18 protein-coding genes are annotated in these 22,024 nt (G+C 60.8%); 15 read left to right on the forward strand and 3 right to left on the reverse strand.

The window, feature by feature from the left end; all coding sequences use genetic code 11:
- Positions 1-142: 142 nt before the first annotated feature.
- From FQ746_RS03895 to FQ746_RS03905, 3 genes are all read left to right on the forward strand, one after another.
- On the forward strand, positions 143-3,154 hold the full coding sequence (locus tag FQ746_RS03895) for a beta strand repeat-containing protein (protein WP_144107609.1): 3,012 nt from the start codon (positions 143-145) through the stop codon (positions 3,152-3,154).
- Positions 3,155-3,352: 198 nt separating this feature from the next.
- Positions 3,353-4,921 (forward strand): ShlB/FhaC/HecB family hemolysin secretion/activation protein, encoded by a 1,569-nt coding sequence (locus FQ746_RS03900; protein ID WP_260853881.1) that lies wholly within the window; start codon positions 3,353-3,355, stop codon positions 4,919-4,921.
- 27 nt (positions 4,922-4,948) lie between these two features.
- A complete protein-coding gene (locus FQ746_RS03905; protein ID WP_144107610.1) occupies positions 4,949-6,793 on the forward strand; it encodes a peptide transporter in 1,845 nt (614 codons plus the stop codon).
- Here the strand turns inward: FQ746_RS03905 and FQ746_RS03910 are convergent.
- Positions 6,779-7,393, reverse strand: coding sequence for a TetR/AcrR family transcriptional regulator (locus tag FQ746_RS03910; RefSeq protein ID WP_186310631.1), 615 nt, complete (start codon positions 7,391-7,393; stop codon positions 6,779-6,781). The genes FQ746_RS03905 and FQ746_RS03910 overlap by 15 nt on opposite strands.
- A 58-nt stretch (positions 7,394-7,451) precedes the next feature.
- On the opposite strand from FQ746_RS03910, the gene FQ746_RS03915 reads away from it, so the two are divergent.
- The 5 genes from FQ746_RS03915 to FQ746_RS03935 all read left to right on the forward strand — a co-directional run bounded on the left by FQ746_RS03915 (position 7,452) and on the right by FQ746_RS03935 (position 12,574).
- Positions 7,452-8,036, forward strand: coding sequence for an isochorismatase family protein (locus tag FQ746_RS03915; protein WP_144107612.1), 585 nt, complete (start codon positions 7,452-7,454; stop codon positions 8,034-8,036).
- Positions 8,037-8,148: 112 nt separating this feature from the next.
- Complete coding sequence (locus FQ746_RS03920) at positions 8,149-9,000, forward strand: TauD/TfdA dioxygenase family protein (protein WP_144107613.1); 852 nt, start codon at positions 8,149-8,151, stop codon at positions 8,998-9,000.
- A 61-nt stretch (positions 9,001-9,061) separates the two neighbouring features.
- A complete protein-coding gene (locus tag FQ746_RS03925) occupies positions 9,062-10,387 on the forward strand; it encodes an MFS transporter (protein WP_144107614.1) in 1,326 nt (441 codons plus the stop codon).
- A 79-nt stretch (positions 10,388-10,466) separates the two neighbouring features.
- Entirely contained in the window at positions 10,467-11,678 is a 1,212-nt protein-coding gene (locus FQ746_RS03930; protein ID WP_144107615.1) for a porin, read from the forward strand.
- Positions 11,679-11,692: 14 nt separating this feature from the next.
- Positions 11,693-12,574 carry a fumarylacetoacetate hydrolase family protein gene (locus FQ746_RS03935; RefSeq protein WP_144107616.1) on the forward strand — a complete coding sequence of 294 codons (882 nt, stop codon included), beginning with the start codon at positions 11,693-11,695 and terminating at the stop codon, positions 12,572-12,574.
- 9 nt (positions 12,575-12,583) lie between these two features.
- Here FQ746_RS03935 and FQ746_RS03940 read toward each other — a convergent pair whose 3' ends face one another.
- Positions 12,584-13,498 carry a LysR family transcriptional regulator gene (locus FQ746_RS03940; RefSeq protein WP_144107617.1) on the reverse strand — a complete coding sequence of 305 codons (915 nt, stop codon included), beginning with the start codon at positions 13,496-13,498 and terminating at the stop codon, positions 12,584-12,586.
- A 124-nt stretch (positions 13,499-13,622) separates the two neighbouring features.
- On the opposite strand from FQ746_RS03940, the gene FQ746_RS03945 reads away from it, so the two are divergent.
- Complete coding sequence (locus FQ746_RS03945) at positions 13,623-14,999, forward strand: MmgE/PrpD family protein (protein ID WP_186310632.1); 1,377 nt, start codon at positions 13,623-13,625, stop codon at positions 14,997-14,999.
- Here the strand turns inward: FQ746_RS03945 and FQ746_RS03950 are convergent.
- A complete protein-coding gene (locus tag FQ746_RS03950; protein WP_222105847.1) occupies positions 14,935-15,885 on the reverse strand; it encodes a LysR family transcriptional regulator in 951 nt (316 codons plus the stop codon). The two genes, FQ746_RS03945 and FQ746_RS03950, sit on opposite strands and share 65 nt — an antisense overlap.
- A gap of 128 nt (positions 15,886-16,013) precedes the next feature.
- Here FQ746_RS03950 and FQ746_RS03955 point away from each other — a divergent pair, with 128 nt between their 5' ends.
- The 6 genes from FQ746_RS03955 to FQ746_RS03980 all read left to right on the forward strand — a co-directional run bounded on the left by FQ746_RS03955 (position 16,014) and on the right by FQ746_RS03980 (position 21,961).
- Positions 16,014-17,015: a hydroxyacid dehydrogenase gene (locus tag FQ746_RS03955; protein ID WP_144107619.1), complete on the forward strand. Its 1,002-nt coding sequence runs from the start codon at positions 16,014-16,016 to the stop codon at positions 17,013-17,015.
- Positions 17,012-17,713 carry an RraA family protein gene (locus FQ746_RS03960; RefSeq protein ID WP_144107620.1) on the forward strand — a complete coding sequence of 234 codons (702 nt, stop codon included), beginning with the start codon at positions 17,012-17,014 and terminating at the stop codon, positions 17,711-17,713. Before FQ746_RS03955 ends, FQ746_RS03960 begins: the two co-directional genes overlap by 4 nt.
- Before the next feature lie 163 nt (positions 17,714-17,876).
- Positions 17,877-19,358: an MFS transporter gene (locus tag FQ746_RS03965; RefSeq protein ID WP_144107621.1), complete on the forward strand. Its 1,482-nt coding sequence runs from the start codon at positions 17,877-17,879 to the stop codon at positions 19,356-19,358.
- Between the two features lie 9 nt (positions 19,359-19,367).
- Positions 19,368-20,300, forward strand: coding sequence for an SMP-30/gluconolactonase/LRE family protein (locus FQ746_RS03970; RefSeq protein WP_186310633.1), 933 nt, complete (start codon positions 19,368-19,370; stop codon positions 20,298-20,300).
- A 76-nt stretch (positions 20,301-20,376) separates the two neighbouring features.
- Entirely contained in the window at positions 20,377-21,666 is a 1,290-nt protein-coding gene (locus tag FQ746_RS03975) for a type II toxin-antitoxin system HipA family toxin (RefSeq protein ID WP_144107622.1), read from the forward strand.
- The gene (locus FQ746_RS03980) at positions 21,656-21,961 is read left to right on the forward strand and encodes a helix-turn-helix domain-containing protein (protein ID WP_144107623.1); all 306 of its coding nucleotides are present in this window, start codon (positions 21,656-21,658) and stop codon (positions 21,959-21,961) included. Before FQ746_RS03975 ends, FQ746_RS03980 begins: the two co-directional genes overlap by 11 nt.
- The last annotated feature ends 63 nt before the right edge of the window (positions 21,962-22,024 follow it).

A 22,024-nucleotide genomic window follows, 5' to 3' on the forward strand; every position in this document is an offset into this window, starting at 1 on the left:
TTGCGCGTGCGCTTCGTTGACAGGTCCAACCCAAGGCCCAGTTGCGTCATCAGCATTCCCCTTAACTATCCCTCTTCCAGGATAGTTCACACTTACGTCAACGCCAGGACTTTTGCAGACCTTCCCTAGCGCAGGGACTGCGGTGGGGAATATTACGCAGTTGGCCGGTGCGGAGATTTCGAAGACGGCAGGGGCAGCGGCGAATCTGACGCTGGCGGCGAATGGAAGTATTACTTTGAATGGGAATGTGACTTCCAGTTCTAATGCGTTGAACTTGAATTTGACGGCGGATATGAGTGGGACGCATATGGGGTCGGTGAATCAGGCGTCGTCTACCGGTACGATTGATTTGAATGGGGGGAATATTACGGTTGGGGGGAATACGACGGGTGGGGCGGGACAAGCGAATGCCGGGTGGGCGGTTGTGTTTAATGGGAATGTGTTGAATGTGGGCGGCGGCGACATCATAGGAGTCGCCAATTCTGGTGGTGGTATCTGGCAGGCTAGTAATTTCACGAAAATCGGCAATGGCCTGCTGAACATGTCGGGTACGTCGAATGCATCCGGGGGAATTCAAGCCAATGGAAATATCACGCAAAGCGGAAGTGGCATTTTAAATCTGATTGGCAACTCTGTTGATGGGGTAGCTTTAAGGACGGCCGCCATCAACGTTACGGGCAATGGTGCGTTAAATTTGACGGGAGTCTCTAAAAACACAATGGGAATTTGGTTGTTGGGTCACACCCAGATGGCAGATACAACGCAGTTGTATATCAATGGCACTTCGGATCTTTCGCATGGTGTCTGGATGGACGGGGGCCCGGACATGTCGGGGAGCAGCATCGGCTATATCCATGGCATTACCAATCAAGGCATGGCAGTAGCAATTGGAACTGGAGTTACTGTTACGGACAATGCTACGCTGAATGCGGTCGGTGTCGCCAACACAGGGGTGGGAGTGTATCAAATGCCTGGGCGCCCACTGAACGTCTCGGGACAAGGCACGGTTAACCTGAACGGCTCTTCAACAAGCGGAGATGGTGTTAGCCTAAAAGGAATGATAGATGTAACTGCGAATGGCGCTTTGCATATAAGCGGAACCTCCGATAGTGGCACCGGAATAACTTTGGTTAGTGGAAGCACGTTCAATGTTTCTGGAGGTGGCGCCAGCAGTTTGAATGGAACTTCAATCAATGGTTCTGGCGTTGATCTAAGTGGTGCGATCAATGTCGCTGGTGGAGGACTATCAAACATAAATGGTAGCTCGGTCGATGGTGCCGGCGTTAGGCAAGAGGGCGATATAACCGTTATAGAAAATGGCATCAGTATCATCAACGGCGGCTCTTCAAACGGCTCCGGCGTCATCCAGAACGGCACCATCAACATCTCTGGAACCGGCTCCTCCGACATCACCGGCACCTCTACCAACGGCAACGGTGTCGACCAAACCATCACCGGCCTAATCAACGTCACCGAGAACGGCACGTCGAACATCTCCGGCACCTCCACCAACGCCACCGGCGTCGACCAAAGCGGCAACATCACTGTCGTCGACAACGGCACCAGCAACATCAACGGCGGCTCAACGAACGGTACTGGCGTAATCCAGAACGGCACCATCGACGTAGCAGGCGAAGGCGCGTCAAACATCACCGGCAACTCCACTGAAGGCTCCGGCGTCGACCAGAACGGCGTAATCAACGTCACGGAAAACGGCACAAGCAACATCTCCGGCACCTCGACCAACGGCACTGGCGCCAACCAGAACGGCACGATCAACATCTCGGGCAACGGCGCCTCCGACATCACCGGCAATTCGACCAACGGCGATGGCGTCGATCAAAGCAGCAGTGGCATCATCAACGTCACAGAAAACGGAACCAGCAACATCTCAGGCACATCGGCAAACGGCGCTGGCGTAGACCAGGGCGGCGCGATCAACGTGACCGACAACGGCTCCTCCAACATCAACGGCGGCTCCACGAACGGCTCAGGCGTCATCCAGAACGGCACGATCGACGTCGCTGGCGAAGGGACATCGAACATCACTGGCAATTCCACCGAAGGCTCCGGCGTAGACCAGAACGGTGTCATCAACGTCACCGAAAACGGCACGAGCAACATCGACGGCACTTCGACCAACGGCACCGGCACGAACCAGAACGGCACAATCGACGTCGCTGGAAACGGCACCTCCAACATCAGCGGCAACTCCACCGAAGGTCCCGGCGTCGATCAAAACGGCGTAATCAACGTTACCGACAACGGCACCAGCAACATCAACGGCGGCTCTTCCAATGGTTCGGGTGTGATTCAAGACGGCACGATCAACGTCACAGCGGATGGCGAATCGAACATCACCGGCAATTCGACGAACGGAACCGGCGTCGACCAGAACGGCACGATCAACGTCACTGACAACGGCACGAGCACGATCACCGGTGGCTCGACAAACGGTCCAGGTGTCGAGCAAAACGGCACGATCGACGTGTCCGGCGACGGCTCTTCCATCATCACGGGCAACTCGACCCACACCACGGGCGTCGATCAGCATGGCACGATCACCACATCCGACAACGGCACGAGCGTCATCAACAACTTCAGCGGAACGAGCGACAGCGGAGGCGGCGACAACGGCGGCGACAGTGGCGGCGGTGGAGAAACCGGCGGCACCATCTCCGATGGCGGCGGTTCCGACGCAGCAATCATCGCAGGCGCTGTCGGTGCAGTCGGCCTCGGAGGACTCGCCGTCGTGCTATGGGGCAGCGACGACACAACATCTTCTGCGTGGTACCTGGACGAGGCGCAACCATTAGCACTGGAACAAGGCGACTCAGAAGACTGGGCAGGCGCATCGCTACAGCACGTCGCGATCGACCTCGACAGCAAAACGGCCGACCTGCAACTCGTCACGCGAAACGGCTCGACGAAGCATCGACTTTCATACCTGGACGGCGCGGACGGAATCAAGCACTTCACGCTGAACAAATCGCAAACCAGGAGCGACCTCGCGCTCAACACCAGAACTAACGAGTTCTTCTACACGGAGAGCGGCGTTCGCAACGGCAAACCGTACTCGGTGAAGTCGCACGGGTGGCTTAACGCTGGCGCAGACGCTCCCACGGTCACCACGAAGACGGCGACGGCTTACTAACTCCAAAATTAACGCCAAAGCCGCAGCACGCTGCCCGGTACAACGCCACACCGGGCAGCGCAATAAAAACATCCCCGAGGCGCTCACTGACGAGGAGCGATTCCAATGTCGTTGCGGCCACGAGCAGCAAAGCGACTCCGCGTTCATTTGATGTGGATGGCAGCGCTATCGATATCGTCGGCATCGGTAGGCGGCGAGATGGCCGCACAAACCGAGGTGGATTTCAAAGTCATTCCCGCGAACGGCCCGGAAGAGGCTACCGTGAAACACCTGTTGCAAACACAGGCCGCCATACTAGGAAATCCCCCGCAGCAAGTAGAAGACATAGAACATTGGTCGACCAGCCTCACCACCGCATTACGCCAAGGCGGTTTCCCAATAGCCCAGGTGCTAATGACAAACGCCGACTGGCAAGCAATTGCCAAAGGCGCCAAACCCGCATTCGTCGCTTATCCCGGCAGAATTAGCGAAATAAGCATTCAGAACTCATCGCGAGTCAATGATGCGCGCCTGAAACGCCTGATCGCCAAAGCCCTCTGTGGCAAGCCATCGACAACCGAGAGCGTGTGTGTCCTGCAAACCTCCCGCCTTGAACGAGCCACACAACTACTGCAAGACCTCCCGGGCGTCGCAATCGACAAAGCCCCGCAGTTCTCTCCCGGCGCAGGCGTGGGCGACGTCAAAGTGGTATTCAGCCTCGCACAAAAAGACAAACCGATTCAAGCCGATGCGATCGTCGACAACCAGGGCATCCCTTCGACAGGTTCTTACCGGTTCGGCGTAACCGCCTCCGGCAACAACTATTTCGGCGCCGGTGAAAGCTACGCCTTCACCCTGATGATGACCGACAAGAAAATGTGGACCGGCTCGCTAACCGGCAGTATGCCCATCTTCGACGACGGCCTTCGCGCCACCGCCGGCATCACTCGTCAGCAATACGCAATCAACGCGGGCACGCCAGTCACAGGCGTAGCGACAACCGCACAAGCCGGCGTGCTCTACCCTTTCGCGCGGGGCCTCGACCTCAACATCCGGGGCGGTCTCGCCTACCTCCACAGCCAGACAAAGACCGACTACGAAGACTACGACTTCTCGACCCACAGCACGATCGACTCACTGCGCCTTTCGGTGCAAGCCGACAACGGCGACCGCGCGAAGCAATTGCGCACGAACCAGTTCAGCGGCGAAGCCGCATTGACGCTCGGCCACCAGCGCAACGACGACCCCGCTTTGGACCAGGGTCCGCAACGGGCCGGCAACTACCTCAAAGCCACCGGAACAGGCTTCGGCACCTATGCAATAACGGCCAGTGGAAACCTCTTCGTAAGCGGACGTTTGAGCAGCCAACTGACCAATCGCAATCTCGACCCAAGCGAGAAACTGCAAGCGGGCGGCCCCACGGCGGTGCGTGCCTACCGCGCCGACGAAGTGTCGTTCGACGACGGCGTGATCGTCAATCTCGGCTTATATCAGCGCTTTCCGATCGCAACCGGACATCAACTCCAGCTAGGCATCTTCTCCGACTACGCCATCGGTCGCGTGAATCACAAACCGTGGGCCGGTTGGGAAAGCAGCTACATCGGCGTACCCGACGTGACCAACACGCGCACGCTAGCTGGCTACGGCTTGAGCGTCGACTGGCTGACTCCTTTTGGCGCGACCATTTCTGTCTCCGTTTCGCGTCCCTACGGTTTTGCCTCGTCGTCATGGGTCGAACCGGGCAAAAAACCGCTGCAGTACTGGCTCTCAGTGACCTTCAGTCATTAACCCGACAACCCGCCGAGGAGAACAGGCATGAACTTCAGCATCAACAAATTCGAACATCTCTGTTATCGGCGGGAATACGAAAAAGCCGGGCGAGAGTTGCTGGAACTGCTCAATCATATCGACCAGCATTACGGCATTCTGATGGATGTCGACAGTTGGGCGCAGTCCGACGAAGCGCGCGACATCATGGACGATCATCTGCTCACGCGGCTAACTTCGGCGCTGACCTCGCTGATGACGGACCCGGCTTTCCGCTTCTCGAATCTCGGCATCGAAAAGATGATGCTGTTCCAGCGCTGGCTTGCCGCGATGTTCGGCGCGAGCCCGTTTCGCAACGCGGACCATATTCTCCGTTCACTGGGTGTCGACGAATGCGCGCGCAACGTCATCCATCTTCGCACCGAAGACATCCGAAAGTTCCAGTTGTTCTATCTGCCGGAGTCGGAAGTGCGTCTCGATTGGGACGCACTGTGGGATCACGACAAGACAATGGCAGCAAGCCTCGCAATGACGATCATGTCGTCGCGTTTTCTGGGCACACCCTCCGCGCATCAGAAGCGGGAAATGATTCTGCGCTGGTTGCCGCCGCGCCTCGCGCAGATCGAAAGCATCGACGCGTTGCCGATGGGTGTGCTTCACGACATGTACATGCACTGCAGCTACGCGGATTCGCCGGGCAAGCACGAAATTAAAAAACCGATCAACGTGCTGATCCGCCGGAAGCTCATGAGCCTCGGTTTGCAAGACATCGAACGCAAAGCGGCCCGCCCCGACTACGGTAAACCCGTCCTGCTAGTCGTACTAGAGTGGTTCTCCAAAAACCATTCCATCTATCGCACACATTCGCAAACCATGGTCGCGATGCGCGAGAAGTTTCATCTGGTGGGGATGGGCTTCGACGGACGCGTCGATGAAATCGGCAAAGCGGTATTCCACGAATTCATTCCCTTCCAAGGGAAAAACGTGTGGGAGGTCGCACGTCAGGTAAGAAAAGAAAGCGAGTCGCGGCGAGTGCAGATCATGTACATGCCCAGCGTCGGCATGTTCCCGATTACGATGGTGCTCGCCAATTTGCGAGTCGCGCCATTGCAGATGATGGCGCTCGGCCATCCCGCGACCACGCACGGACATGCGATGGATTACGTCGTGGTGGAAGAAGATTACGTGGGCGACAAAGCATGCTTCAGCGAAGAACTTCTGCAATTACCGTCGGATGGCATGCCATATCGCGCGCCAGCGGCAATGCTGGAGCTTGATTTACCCAAGACAAAACAGCCGTCGAACCTGGTCAGAATCGCAGTCGCCGCCACCACTATCAAGCTCAACCCGGGTTTTCTGGAAATGTGCTCGGCTATCGCGCGAGAATCGAAAGTGCCGGTGGAGTTTCATTTCCTCGTGGGGCAGGCAACCGGGCTGGTGTTTCCGCAGGTCCGCAACCTCGTGCGCCGGCTGTTGGGCAGTGCGGTCGTCGTGCACAAGCATCAGAACTATGGAAGTTACATGGCCGTCATCAACGAATGCGACCTCTTTCTGAATCCCTTTCCGTTCGGCAACACGAATGGCATTGTCGACACCGTCTGGGCCGGTTTGATCGGCGTGTGCAAGACCGGGCGTGAAGTGCACGAGCATATCGACGCCGGTATGTTCAGGAGATTCGGTTTCCCCGAGTGGACTATTGCCAATACAAAAGACGAGTACAAGTCCGCGGCAATAAGGCTGATAGAAAACGCAAAAGAGCGCGAGGAACTGGCCGCATCGCTAACCGGGCCGACAGCGGTGGAGAAGCGGATCTTCCAAGGTCGACCGGAAATTCTCGGGGAACGGATTCACGCGCTTTGGCTCGATAAGCAGAGCCTCTCACTGCCTCTCTAACCTTTCACACAGATACGCGGTCAACGCCGTGCCCACTTCTGCCTGCAAGCGCTTGCGCTCCGCGGCGGGCCGGCTCGCATACAAACCGGTCCATCCTTTCACGATCATCAGCGCGACCTCGGCGACGCGCATCGCCTCGTCCTTGGTCAAGTCAGGCGCACGCAGCATGAACAGATCGGCAAAGCGCCGCCTGAGTTCCTGGCGCGCCTGCTCGCTGCGATCGCTCTTCACCGACGCCTGGAACAGAAACAGATAAGCCGGGTGATCTTCTACGAAAACCGTCAGCAACTGGATCAGATGCGTGGCTAGTTCCGCCATCGGCGAGTCGCCGGCGGTTTCCACCAGAGCACTCCAGCGTCGGTCCATCTCCTCGGCATAGGCCGCACGCAGTGCGGCGGCGAGTGCGTCCTTGTTCGGAAAGTACTGGTAGAGCGCGCCAATCGACATATCGGCCTGCGCGGCAATTTCCGTCATGGTCGCCGCCTCCAGACCGCGTTGACCAATTACCGCGCCAGCGGCGGCCAGCATGGTTTCCACGCGCTTTTCGGAGCGTTCCTGTTTAGGCACCCGGCGGGTGCTGGCGATTTTTTGTGAGGACATGCTCATATTATAACGCTACAATTGTGAGACTATCCTCACGTTTTGAAAGGAGTCGCTCGTGGACAACCTATCTATCGATCCCAAGACGACCGCGCTGGTCGCCATCGATCTGCAGCACAGCAACATTGCGCGGCAACTCGCGCCGCACGCGGCCGCCGACGTGGTGCATCGCAACGCCGAGCTGGCCGCCACATTGCGCGCGGCGGGCGGCACGGTCATCTGGGTCAGGGTGGACGTGACCGCCCTGCTGAGCCTGCCCGCCGACAAACCGCTGACACGTCCGGCCGGTTCGCCGCCGCCGGGCCCGCAGGCGAGCGAACTGGTGCCCGAGATCGACCGGCACAGCAGCGATCTGATCGTCACGAAGCGAAACTGGAACGCTTTTTACGGCACCGAACTCGACTTGTTGTTGCGTCGCCGAGGTATTCGCACCGTGTTGATGAGCGGCGTCGCAACTAACTTCGGTGTCGAATCCACCGCGAGAAACGCATTCGATATCGGTTATGAGCTCATCTTCGTCGAGGACGCAATGAGTTCGATCAGTGCGGAGATGCACGCGTTTTCGAATCAGTCGGTGTTCCCGCATATCGGCCGCGTGCGATCGACCGTGCAGGTAATCGATGCGTTGCACACAGCGAAATAAGCCCGACCCGATTCATCGAAAAACCCGATCGGCGACGATTGGAAATTCCCGCTTGTTTGCACGAGTGCTGCGCCAATAGACTGCGATCAATTCGAAAAAAGGGAGACACCTCATGTTGCTAGAACCCATCCAGTCGACGAATGATGACTTTGGCGCGGTGCTGACCGGGCTTGATCTGCGTCAACCGCCCGCAGCGGAAACTTTCGATTTCATCGCCGATGCACTCGCGCGTTACGCGGTGGTCGGCATTCGCCATCAACCGCTGGAAGACGATCAGCAGATCGACCTGGCCGAGCGCTTTGGTCCGGTGCATCAGTCGATACTCGACGAATCGCGGCGACGTCTGAAAGATCGGCGCTTCAACGATGTCGGCAACCTAGACGTCGCCGGCAATCTCAAGTCCGCCGATACGAAAGGCTACGGGGACGCGAATCTGCTGTGGCACACCGACCTGTCGTTCCTGGCGCGTCCGGCGCGCGTGACGTTGCTGTCGGCCCGCGTGTTGCCGCCGCAACCGCCCGCGACCGAATACGCCGACATGCGGGCAGCGTGGGATGCTCTGCCGACCACTCGTCAGGCGGAACTGGAATCGTTGCAGGTCGAGCACAGCGTACTCGTGCAGCGCGCGAAATGCGGCTTCAGCAATTTCACCGATGAAGAGCGGCAGAAAGCGCCGCCGGTGGTGCACCCGCTGGTGCGTCGTCATCCGGTAACGGGCAGACGGTCGCTGTATCTGTCGTCGAGTGCATCGCACATTGTCGGGCGACCACTCGAAGAAGGCCGCGCGCTGCTGGAAGAACTCACGGCATTCGCTACGCAACCGCGCTTCATGCTGGCCTACCAATGGCAACCTTTCGATCTGTTGCTCTGGGACGGCAGTTGCACGATGCACCGTGCGACGCCGTTCGAGTCGACAGAGCATCGACGCGAATTGCGTTGGACGGCGGTCGTAGAAGCCGCGTAACGCCCGCCGAAAGCTCGACAAAAATAAAAACGTGCGCGCCCCATTCTCAGGAGACAAACCCATGACCCTCGCAACCGCGAGCGTAATAGCCGATCCGGTCGGCGTCGAGAAACGTGCTTACCGGAAGGTGGATTTGCGCATTGCCGCCGTACTGTTCGGCTGCTTCGTGCTGTCTTTTCTCGACCGCGTGAATGTAAGCTTTGCGCAGCTTCAACTGAAACAGGACATCGGTTTGACGGATAGCCAGTACGGCTTCGCGGTCGGACTGCTGTTCTTCAGCTATGTGCTGTTCGAGGTGCCGAGCAATCTTCTGCTGGTGCGCATCGGTGCGCGTAAAACGTTGTCGCGCATCATGATCCTGTGGGGACTTGTTTCGACGCTGACGCTGTTCGTGCAGACGCCCATGCATCTCTATCTCGCGCGTCTTGCACTCGGTGCAGCGGAGGCAGGCTTTTTCCCGGGCGCGCTACTGTTCTTCACGTTCTGGTATCCGGCCAAACGGCGCGCGCAGGTCATCGGTTTATTCGCGCTGGCGGTGCCGGTTTCCGGGTTCCTCGGCGGACCGCTGTCCGGCTGGATTCTGCATGCGATGAACGGCGTCGGCGGATTGCGTGCGTGGCAGTGGCTGTTCCTCATCGAAGGTTTGCCCTCGGTAGTCGCCGGCGTGTTGCTGTACTTCTTTTTGACGGAACGTCCGGCCGACGCGCACTGGTTGAGTAGCGAAGAAAAGAACGTGATTCTCTCGGCCCTGACGGAAGAGAAGCTCGCCAAAGGCGACTCGCCTTCATCACACCACTTCGGCGCCGCATTGAAGACACCGCGTCTGTATATCGCGGCCATGGTGTACACAGCCGTTCCGTGGATTGCGAACGTCATCACCTATTGGAGCCCCGGCATCCTGAAGCAGGCTGGCGCGGCGAATCTGCTGAACGTCGGTCTGCTGTCGATGGTGCCTTATGTAATCGGTGCAATCGGCATGCTGTTGATCTGCCGCAGTTCGGACAAGCACCTCGAACGACGCTGGCATTGGGCGGCATCCGGCACGCTCGCGGCACTCTCGCTGATCGGCCTGACGTTCTCGATGCATAGCCTCGTACTGACGCTCGTGGCAATTTCTCTGGTGACGATCGGGTACCTCGGCATCGCGGCCTTGTTCTTTACGATTCCGCTCGCGTATCTGTCGGGGTCGGCGGCGGCTGGTGGCCTTGCATTGATCAGCGCACTCGGTCAACTAGCCGGCTCGCTTGCACCGATGACCATCGGTCATATCAAGCAGACCAGCGGCAGCATTACCGGCGGCCTCTACGTGGTCGCTGCGGTGGTGATGGCGGCGGTCCTCATCGTGCTGTTCCTGATTCCCGCGCACTCGTTACGTGAAAAGCGTTAGAGCGCGTCGTCCCACCGTTCACCTTTAAACCACGCGCGGCCGCGCACAGAAAGCGGCCCGCCAACCAGCAGGAGACAACGTGAAAAGAACCCACAGCCTGGGCGCGCTAGCGCTCGGGGCGGTCGTCGCACACGCGGCGCATGCAGAATCGAATGTCACGCTTTACGGTTTGATCGACACGGGCATTACGTGGTCGAGCAATCAGCACGGCAGCCAGAACGTCGAAATGACATCGGGCAAGCTCTCCGGCACGCGTTGGGGTATTCGCGCGACCGAAGATCTCGGCGGCGGACTCAAAACCCTCGCGGTGCTCGAAGACGGCTTCAACTCGGCGAGCGGCGCCACGTTGCAGAACGGCCGCATGTTCGGCCGTCAAGCGTATGTGGGACTCTCTCAGGACCGCTACGGCACGCTGCTGCTGGGCCGGCAGTACACGCCGCTCGCGCTCTACGGCGGCTTTCTTACGTCGGCGCTGCGCTGGGGCACGTCGCTGATGGTGCATCCGCTCGATCTCGATCTGCTCGGCGGCACGACGCGCTTCAACAACGCAATCGATTACGAAAGCCCGAACTACGGTGGCGTGACCTACAAGCTGCAATACGCATTCAGCAATCAGGCGAGCGGTCAGGCCGGCGCGGGCATTTCCAACAACCGTGAGTGGGGCGGTGCGATCCGTTATGTCGGTAATGGCCTGACGCTGGCCGCGGGCTATACCGACATCGACTCGCCCGACAGCACGACGAACACGAACGGCGCCGTAGTAGGCGACTATCAGTCGGGACTGCCGCTGTGGGTCCGGCAAGTGGACACCACCTTCTCGGGTAACCCGGCTTCCGCGGCGACGCTTGCGATCGGCGAACAGAAAACGGGCATGCTCGCGAGTCTCTATACGGTCGGCAAATGGAGCATCGGCGCGGTGCTGTCGCGCACGCTGCTCAATCACAACACGATGACGAAAGCGAGCACCGCCGCATTGAACGGTGCCGGCAGTCTTACGCTGAATGTCGCCGAGTTCAATCTGGCTTATCAGGCGACGCCTTCTAATACGACGGGCCTGATGGTGACGTATTCGAACGGCAAGTTTGCGAGCGGCACGTCGAATACGGCGCCGCACTGGTGGCAATTCGGCATCGGCAACGACTACTTCCTGTCCAAGCGCACCGATATCTACGTTGCGGCGGCCTGCGAGATCGGCTCGGGTCGCGACGCAATTGCGCAGATCACGCTGAATGCGCCGTCGTCGACGCGCAACGAGGTCGGAGTCAGCGCTGGCATCCGCCATCGCTTCTAGAAGGAATACGGGGAATGAAACTACTGGCCTACCAACACGAGGGGCGCCCCGGTTGGGGCGCGCTAATCGAATCGGCCGCAGGCATTGCACACGTGTCGGACGGCATCGCGGCAACGGGCGGATGTTATCGAAGCATCGACGAGGTACTCACCGCCGGAGCGTTGCAGGAAGTCCGTGCGCTGCTGGCAAACGCTGAGTCCGCTGCGTCAAAATTAACGACATGGCCACTTGCAGACGTCACGCTGCAATTGCCGCTGCAACCCGGCAAGCTATTGGCGGTCGGCGGAAACTATGGCGCGCACGCACAGGAAATCGGCATGGCGACTCCGCAAGCGCCGGTGTTTTTCAGCCGTTTCGCCGATTCGCTGGTTGCGCCCGACGCTGCTCTCATCAAACCGCGTCTGTCGCGACAACTCGACTTCGAAGGCGAGCTTGCAGTGGTGATCGGACGCGCGGGGCGCCACATCCGCGAACACGACGCGTTGAATCACGTCGCCGGCTACACCTGTTTCAACGATGGCAGCGTGCGCGATTATCAGAAAGAGTCGATTACCGCCGGCAAGAACTTCTTCGCGACGGGGTCGCTCGGTCCGTGGATCGTCACCGCGGAGGAGTTCGGCGATCCGTCGCGCGCGATGCTCACCACACGCCTGAATAGTCGCGAGATGCAGCGCGCGACAGTGAGCGATCTGATTCACTCCGTGGCCGCTTTGATCGCCTATGCGTCGTCGTTTACGCCCTTGGCGCCTGGCGATGTGATCGCAACCGGCACGCCCGCCGGCATCGGCTCGCGCCGGTCGCCGCCGGTGTGGATGCAGGCAGGCGACCGGATCGAAGTCGAGATATCCGGCATTGGCGTGTTGCGCAATACCGTGGTGGAGGAAGCAACGTGGTAGCGGTCCCGCTTAATCGACGCTAGTGCCCCGTACCCGTCGGTCGTAGTCGATGATCCGCTCGACCGCATGCCGGATGATCGACTGGCGCTCGTCCGTGCGATACACCAGCGTGAGATCGTAGCGCTCCGATGGGAGCTCGGGCGACACCGGCACCACCTTGCCGGCATCGAGCGAGCCCTGCGCGAGCGCGGTCGCGACGAGGCCGATGCCGCCGGTCGCCTCGATCATCTGCAGCATGCCCGCCATATTGCTGCAGGTGTTGACGTTATCCAGCGTCGCGCCATGCTGCTTCAACGTTTCCAGCGAGCGGGGAAAGAACTCCGAAGGTCGCGACACGAACCACAGCGGTGCGCCCGCCAGCAATTCCGCCACGCTCTTCCTGCGGCCTTCGGTCTGCGTTTCCACCGATGCCGCCATCAACCATTGCAAGGCCGCCGGTGCGAGCGGCACGGCGGAAAACAGCGGATGCTCGACCCGTCCCGCGACCACGGCCAGATCGAGCTTGCCGCTCTCGAGTTTGTGCAGCATGTTCATGCTCAGGTCGGTGTCGATTTCGTACTGAACCTGCGGCATGTCTTCACGCAAAGCCGCGAGTACGTCGCCGAACCATGTCATCGTGACGATGCCGATACCAAGGCGCAACGTGCCGCGCGCCGATGCGGTTTCCGCATGCGTCGACACGGCCTCTTCGAGTTGCTGCACGAGCGGTTCGACCCGTTCGATGAACTGTCGGCCTTCTTCGGTCAATTCCATATTGCGGCCACGGCGCCGGAAGAACTGGATGCCGAGCGATTGCTCGAGTTCGCGCACGCGTCCCGTGACCGTCGGTTGTGACGCATTGAGCCGTTCCGCAGCGGCGGAAAACGTCCCCATGCGCGCAATACAGCAAACGGTTTCGAGGTTGGTGAGATTGAGACGGCTCATGAGCGGATCGGGATTGCCGCGTGGCTAGCGACTATTGATTCAGACGATCGAACCATATTGGAATTTCCGTCTTTTTTGAATCCGCGCTTCTACGTAGACTGCCGCACACAAGGAGACAATGCGGATGACAACGACTTACGTGGAGCGACTCGGTGCTTTTGTCGCGCGGCTGCAAAGCGAGACTTTATCGAGCGAAGTGATCGAGCGGATTCGCTCGTGTCTGCTGTTCAATATCACGGTGGCGCTCGCGGCGCCTGTCGATAGCGACGATCGTCGCGCAATCGAAGCGACGCATGCGAGTCCTGGTGAGGCCACTTGCTGGCGCTCGGGAAAAAAATACACAGCAGCCGATGCCGCGTTTCGCAACGCCGCGCTCATCTGCGCGCGCGGTCAGAACGATACGCACGCGGTATTGAATGGCCACATTGGCTGCGCAACGATTCCTGCTGTTCTGGCCGTGGCGCAGGAAGAAAATGCACGGGCTTCGGATATCAGCGCAGCGCTTGCGGCAGCGTATGAAGTCGCGCCATTGATCGCAAGAGACGCCGCGATGGCAAGCGGCGCACGCGGCTTTCGCGGGACGTCGGTGTATGCCGTGTTCGCGGCGGCCGCCGGCGCAGCACGCGTGCTACGGCTGAACGAACAGCAGACTGCATCGGCGCTCGCCATCGCCGCCAACTTTGCCGGTGGCCTCATGCAATGCTGGGCCGAGGGCACCACGGAATGGCTCGTGCAGATCGGTCACGCGAGCCGCGCCGGCGTGATATCCGCGCGGCTCGCCGAAGCCGGCATGCGCGGCGCTTCGCTGGCGCTCGAAGGACCGAATGGGTTTTATCGTGCATTCGCCGGCAATGTGCCGCAGTGGACGTGGGATGGTGTGACGCCCAACGCGATACTCGGCGTCACCTTCAAGCCTTTTCCCGGTTGCACGATCAACCAGTTGCCGGTGAAGACGTTGCTCGATTTCGCCGCGCGCGAGCAATTCGGTGCGGCGGATGTCGAGGCCATGACGCTCGCGCTCAATCCGGCTTATGCGCGCTATCCGGGTGTCGACCGGCACGGCCCGTTCGACACGAGTACGAGTGCGATCATGAGTGCGCCGTTCATGTTGCAGATCGCGCTGGAAAACAGCGTCATCCGTATGGCGGATTTCGAACCGGGCTATGTCGAGCCCGAGCTTCATGTACGCAGCCGACGCATTCGCGTGATAGAAGACCCGGCATTACCGCCGTTCTATTGCCATATCGAAGTCGTGCTGCGGGATGGGCGCGTGTTGCATGCAGCGTCGGCATCACCGGATTCGCTGACGTACACGTGGCACGAAACGCTGCGTCTCACGCAGGCACTGACATCGGAGTGGCCGCACAGCGACAGCCGTGAAGCACACGACGCGTTGTGCAAGAGCATCGAACGGCTTTGCGCGTCGAAGGCCGCAGTCACCGCCCGCGCTTTTTTCGAGCAACCGGCATTTCAACCGCGCTCTGCGTCTGCGCCTGAATAATCTGGATGAACCGTTGTGTCGCGGGCGATAGATAAGCGTCGGTCCGGTGCACCACGCCGAAGTTTCGCGCCATCGTAATGTCGGGGTTGAATACCTCGACGAGACCCGGCGCGAAGCGCCCCTCATCCAGATTGCGGCGCGAGATAAAACTCAGCAACCCGGTTTCCGCGATCAATCGCGGCACCGCGATAATCGAGCTGGTCATCACGGCCGCGCGCGGCGCCGGCAAACCGCGCGACGCAAATACCCGTTCGAGCCACTGCCGCGTCGCCACCGATCGCGCGGGCAACACCCAGCCGTAATCGCACAATGCCTCCAGCGACACCTGCTTGCCCGCGAGCGGATGATTCGCACTCACCGCGACCACCACGTGGTCTTCGGAAATGGGAATCTCGACGAGTTCTTCGTCGCGCCCACCGGACGGATTCCCCAGCGGTCCGACCACCACGTCGAGCTGGCGGCTGCGCAGCGACTCGTGCAACACATCGTTCATGCCGATCTGCAGATCGATCACGACGTCGGGCGCTTCCTGCTGCAACACGCGGCACGCCGTCGGCATGATGAACTCGGCGACCGTGGCGGCCGCCCCGACTCGCACCAGACCTCCAAGCCCCTTGCCCAGCGAAGAGATCTGCCGCTGCGTCTCGTCGAGCATGCGCTCGACCAGCAGCGAGCGTTCGTAGAGCAACTGCCCGGCATCGGTGAGCCGGATGCCGCGCCCGCTGCGCTCGAACAGATCGGCGCCATAGGTCTCTTCGAGCCGGTCGATGCACTTCGACAACGCCGGCTGCGTGATATGTAACGCCTGCGACGCGCGTCCGATATGCCCCAATTCCGCGACCTTTGCGAAGTAGAGAAGGTCGCGCACCTGCAGATTCATCGCCATGAGCCGGGTTTTCCTACTGATCCGAAAGTGGACGAATCATAACTCGCAGGAATGGAAACATGAAAAATTGAAAATGGACATTATGGGTCGGAGTGTCAACAATAGACGCAAACAGCAAAGGAGACGTCATGTCTTATCGGATTCTCGTCACGGCCCCGAAGCTCGCCGCAGCCGGGCAGCGTGCGCTGGCCGACGCGAACTGCGAGGTCACGTATATCCGCCATGCGCAGGACGCCGCCGAGGTCGAGCTGATTCTGACCACGCAGCCGATCGACGCCGTCATCTCCCGCACGGTCGAACTGTCCGCCGCTGCAATCGCGGGTTGCCCGACGTTGAAAGTCATCTGCAAGCACGGCGTGGGCGTCACCAATATCGACGTCGATGCAGCCAGCCGCGCTGGCATTCCCGTCTTCACCACACCGGGCACCAACACCCATTCCGTTGCCGAACTGGCGATCGGTCTGATGCTGAGCGCCGCCCGCAAAATTCGTTTCTTCGACAGCGAATTGCGCGCCGCGCGCTGGACCCGCACCGGCGACGGCATTCAACTGAATGGACGCACGCTCGGCCTCGTCGGTTACGGTCAGATCGGCCGCCATGTCGCGACGATTGCGCACGCGCTCGGCATGCGGGTCCATGCGTTCGATCCCGCGTTGAAGCAGGCCGACCTGCAGCCGTTCGTGAAGGCCGAAGCGTCGCTGCAAGATCTTTATGCACGCGCCGATGTGCTCAGCCTGCACTGTCCCGTGAACGCACACACGCGCGGCATGATCGACGCGCAGGCCATCGCGTCGCTACCGGATCGCGCGATCGTCATCAACACGGCGCGCGGCGAACTGATCGACGAAGCGGCGCTGGTGGCCGCGCTGCAAAGCGGCAAGCTGGCCGCGGCCGGACTCGATACCTTCGCGCACGAACCGCTCGGTCACGACGATCCGTTGCTGACGCTGCCCAATGTCGTGTTGACGCCGCACGTCGGCGGCTCGACGCCCGACGCGCTCGATGCGGTGTCGGTGTCGGCGGTCGCGACCTGCCTGCGCTATCTGCGTGGTGAAGCGCTACGCGAGACAGATACGGCCGGTTGCGTGAATCCCTCCGTTCTTCTCTCTGACAAAAAGGTCATGGCATGAGCGCTACTCAGAATCGGGCCGGCTGGCCCGCAGGATTTTTCGTCGGCCAACGTGTTTCGGTGCCGAGCGCCGCGCAGGTGGAAGCATTCCGCAAAGTGCCGGTCGCGCATGCGGGCGATTGCATGGGCCGCAGCACCGGCGCCACGGGTCTCGTCGCGTATCACAACTCGCTGTCGCTGACGATGTGCGGCCCGGCGATTACCGTGCGCGTGCGTCCGGGCGACAACATGATGATCCACAAGGCGATCGAGATCGCGCAACCGGGCGACGTGATCGTCATCGACGGTGGCGGCGACCTGACCCAGGCGCTGATCGGCGGCTTGATGCGGACCTCGGCGCTGACGAAGAAGATCGGCGGCTTCGTGGTCGACGGCGCGGTGCGCGATCTGGCCGAATGGGCCGAAGGCGTGATCCCCGTGTATGCACGCGGTCATACGTTTCGTGGCCCGAGCAAGGAAGGCCCCGGTGAAGTGAACGTGCCGATCGCCTGCTCGGGCATGGTCGTCAATCCCGGCGATCTGATTCTCGGCGATGCCGACGGCGTGATCGCCGTGCCGGTCGATCAGCTCGACGCGTTGCTGCCGCTGGTGCTCGCGCATGCCGACAAGGAAGACGGTATTCGCGCGACCAATCGTGCCGGAACGGCCGACCCGGAGCGTTTCAACGCGCTGCTGCGCAAGAAAGGCTGCCCGGTCTGACGCACGATGCCGTCTGCGAGGCGGCCAGTATCGCGCCCGCCGCCTCGGCCGAGGCGGTATGGGGCGGTATCGGACGGTATCAGGCGGCGTGGGTCAGCATGAGTTAACGCAAGCAGCGCGCAAGCAGCGCGCAAGCAGCGAATCATAAAACAGGAGACTGGCCATGGCCCCTTACTCGAATATCGCCGTGCGTGGCGAAGTGAAAGACGTGCAGGACAGCGCGCAGGCCGTGCCGGGCGCGTCGACGCTTTCCGCACCCGAGAAGCTCGTGCGTCACATGTCGGCACGGCTCGACCGTTTGCCCGCGAGCCGGCCCGTGTGGCTGCTGATCGCCGCGCTTGCACTGGGCGGCTGGTTCGAAATCTACGATATGTTTCTGACGGCCTATATCGGCCCCGGTCTGGTCAAGGCGGGTATCTTCGCCAAAACCACCGCGTCGATGTTCGATATGGGCGGGTTGGGCGCGTTCGTCGCCGCGCTGTTTCTCGGGCTCTTCATCGGCACGATCGGCGTCGCGTTCATCGCGGACCGGTTGGGCCGTCGCAAGGTCTTTATCGGCGCGCTGCTGTGCTACACGTTCGCCGCGCTGATGATGTCGATACAGCACGGTCCCGGCTGGATCGTTTTCTGGCGTGTGGTGGCGGGTATTGGCGTGGGCGCGGAACTCGTCACCATCGACGCCTATGTTTCCGAATTCGTGCCGGCCAGCATTCGCGGCCGCGCGTTTGCGTTCGTGCAGGCGATTCAGTACACGTCGATTCCGACCATCGCGTTTCTCTCGTGGCAACTGGTGCCGATTGCACCGTTCGGTCAGGACGGCTGGCGCTGGGTCGTGTGGATCGGTTGTCTCGGCGCGGTATTCGTATGGCTGATCCGGCTCGGCTTGCCGGAAAGCCCGCGCTGGTTGATCCAGCAAGGTCGCGTGGAAGAAGCTGAAGCCGTGATCGCGCGGCTCGAACAGCGTATCGAGAAGGCCACCGGCAAGCCGCTGCCGGCGCCGGAAGTGGTCGCCGAGGTCAAGCCTGCTGCGACCGTGAGTGCCGACGCGACCGGCCCCTGGTCGCAACGTTATCGCGGCCGCACGATCATGCTGCTGGTGTTCAACTTCTTCCAGTCGATCGGCTATTACGGCTTTGCAAGCTGGGTGCCCACGCTGCTGGCGGAGAAGGGCGTCGCGTTCGCGCATAGTCTGCTGTATTCGTTCATCATCGCAATTGCCAGTCCGCTCGGTCCGCTGGTCGCCATGCTGTTCGCCGACAAGCTGGAGCGTAAGTGGCTGATCGCCGGATCGGCTGCGGCCATCGCCGTACTCGGTCTGATCTTCGCGCAGCAGCGCGACCCTGCGATTCTGGTCGCGATGGGTTTGCTGATGACATTGGCGGGTAATTGCATGACGTTCTCGTACCGCACGTATCAGGCCGAGCTGTTTCCGACGCGCATGCGCGCACGCGCCATCGGTCTGGTCTATTCCGCGAGCCGCGTGAGCGCGATGCTGTCGGGTTTCCTGATCGGCTTCTCGCTACGCCACCTCGGTGTGCCGGGTGTGTTCGCGTTGATTGCCGGATCGATGGTCGTCGTGGTGTTGACGGTCGGCTTCTTCGGGCCGCGCTCGCGTGGTATGAGCCTCGAACAGATTTCGGGTTAAGGAGGATCGATGCTGTATCTGGACAAGCCGCCGGTGCTGATAGAAACGCGCGTGTTCTCGCGCATGCCGGCCGAGTTTCGCAAGAGCGGGGAAGTCCCGTCGTGGGCGGTGGCGAACAAGGCCGGCCAGCCGGTGGAAAGTTTTATCGAAGGTCCGTCGTTCGACGCCGACGGTCGTCTGTATATCGTCGACATTCCGTATGGGCGTATTTTTCGCATCACGCCCGAAGGCGAGTGGACGCTGGTCGCGCAATACGACGGCGAACCCAATGGCCTGAAGTTTCATCCCGACGGCCGGATTCTGATCGCGGACTATCGCCGCGGCGTGATGCAACTCGATCCGCACAACGGCCGGGTGACGCCGTTGCTGACGAGCCGCAACGGCGAATCGTTCAAAGGCGTCAACGATCTCGCGATCGCGTCGAACGGCGACATCTACTTCACCGACCAGGGGCAGACAGGCTTGCACGATCCGAGCGGACGGGTGTTTCGGCTGTCGGCGAATGGCAGGCTGGATTGTCTGCTGGACAGAGGCGTGAGCCCGAACGGCCTCGTGCTCGATGCCGCCGAGCGCGTGCTGTTCGTCGCGATGACGCGCGACAACGCGATCTGGCGCGTGCCCTTGCTGCCCGATGGCGGCGTCGCCAAGGTGGGGCGCTTTTGCAGCATGTTCGGCACCAGCGGTCCCGACGGTCTCGCCATGGACGAAGCGGGCAATCTGTACGTCGCGCATGCCTCGCTCGGGCACGTGCTGGTGTTCGCGCCGAACGGCGAGTGGATCGCGCGCATCAAATCCTGCGCGGGGACGACGGTGACCAATATGGCGTTCGGCGGGCCGCAGCGGCGGCAGTTGTTCATCACCGAATCGCTGACGGGAACGGTGCTGGTTGCCGAGGTCGAGCATGCGGGAATGCGGTTGCCCCGTTTGCCTGCGAGCACTTAATAAGACACTTATAAGGTGCGTATGCCGCTGGTTTGATCGATATGTGCTACATTTATGAGGCTTATGGAGTCGCCTCATGGATTACACCCTGCAGATATTCCTGAATGACCGCTGGCTCGACTGCGCGCAGATCGAGCACAACGGCGGTCTTTGTCAGTGGAATTACTTCGTCCGCCACGCCGTCGAGTACCCGGACGCGCCCTTGTCGCTGGCCGAGCCCGTGGATCTGGAAATCCGCACGAGCCGCACGCTGCCAGCGTTCCTGTACGACCTAGTTCCGCAAGGGGCGGGGCGTCGCTTCCTGCTCGGCGAACTGAAAATACCGGACGGTCCTACTGCGGATTTTCCGTTGATCTGCGCAGGCGCCTTCAATCCGGTCGGCCGGATCAGAGTGGCCGAAGCCGTCGACTACTTCGAGACGCATGTCGCGCGTCACCCCGATGCGCGCGGCCTGCCCGGGTTGACCATCGACGACATCGTCGTGCGCAGTGCGGATTTCAAGGAAACGATGTTTCTGCACGGCATGCTCGGTACCGGTACGACCGGCGTGCAAGGCGCCGCGCCCAAGTATCTGCTCACACGCGACCGGGCCGACCTGCTGCACGGCGACGCGGTGCTGCCCGATGCCGACGCGGCCCAGCATCTGATCGCGAAACTGCCGCGCGGCAATAGCACGGCCGACGACAAGGTGCTGCGCAACGAGGCGGCGTACATGCGGGTCGCGGCCGCGCTCGGCATCCGCACGCATGCGCAGTTGCCCACGCTGCACGGCGACGTTCTGCTGATTCCGCGCTTCGACCGGAGGGTGTACGACGGCAAGGTGGTGCGTTTTCATCAGGAAAGCGTGGCGGCGATTCTGGGCATGCCGGGTTTCGATCAGCGTCCGAACCTTTTCGAAGTCGTGAACGGAATTCGCAAGGTGGTGAGCGACCCGTTTGCCGAAACGCTCGAGTTCATCAAACGCGACGTTCTGAATCTGGCGCTGCGCAACACCGACAATCACGCGCGCAATACGGCGGTGCAACAGGTCGATGGCCAGGTTCGGCTCACGCCCTTGTTCGACTTCGCGCCCATGTACCTCGACCCTGAACTGATTCCGCGCGCGCTGAGATGGTATCGGCCCGACACGCGGGTCGAGTTGACGGATTGGGCCGAGGTGCTGGCGGCGCTGCCTGTCCCCGTGCACGAACGCGCTACGCTCGCCGTCGAACTGGGCCGCTTCGCCGGACAGATAGAGCGCTTGCCCGACGTCATGCAGGCGCAAGGCGTAGATCACGACATCATCGAATTCCTCGTGCCGTTTATCGATACCCAGATGCGCCAGCTGAAAGCGCTTCAATCACCATCCGGTCATCATGCCGCGTAGAAACCCACTCACTCGCGAACAGCAGAACGCGCTGCGCCGCGCGTTCTACGAGCAGCTCGAGCAGGGCGAGCTGAGCCTTCCCGAAGCGTTGAAGGCCATGCGCGAGATGACGGGTTTGACGCAGGCGGAATTTGCCGCGCACCGGGGCGTGAGCCGCCGGGTCATTCAGGATATCGAGCGCGGTACCGGCAATCCGACTGTCGAGTCGCTCAATAATGTCGCGAAGCTTTTTGGTCTGCAGGTCGGGTTGGTGCCGATCAGGAAGAGAGAAGTCATCGTGCCGGCTGCGGAGTGAGGCTGCCAAAATCGACGCGCTTGAAACGCGGCAATGACGCTGCTGGCCTCGGCGCAGAACGTG

It is taken from the genome of Paraburkholderia sp. BCC1886 (assembly GCF_900996245.1).
Lineage (GTDB): Bacteria > Pseudomonadota > Gammaproteobacteria > Burkholderiales > Burkholderiaceae > Paraburkholderia.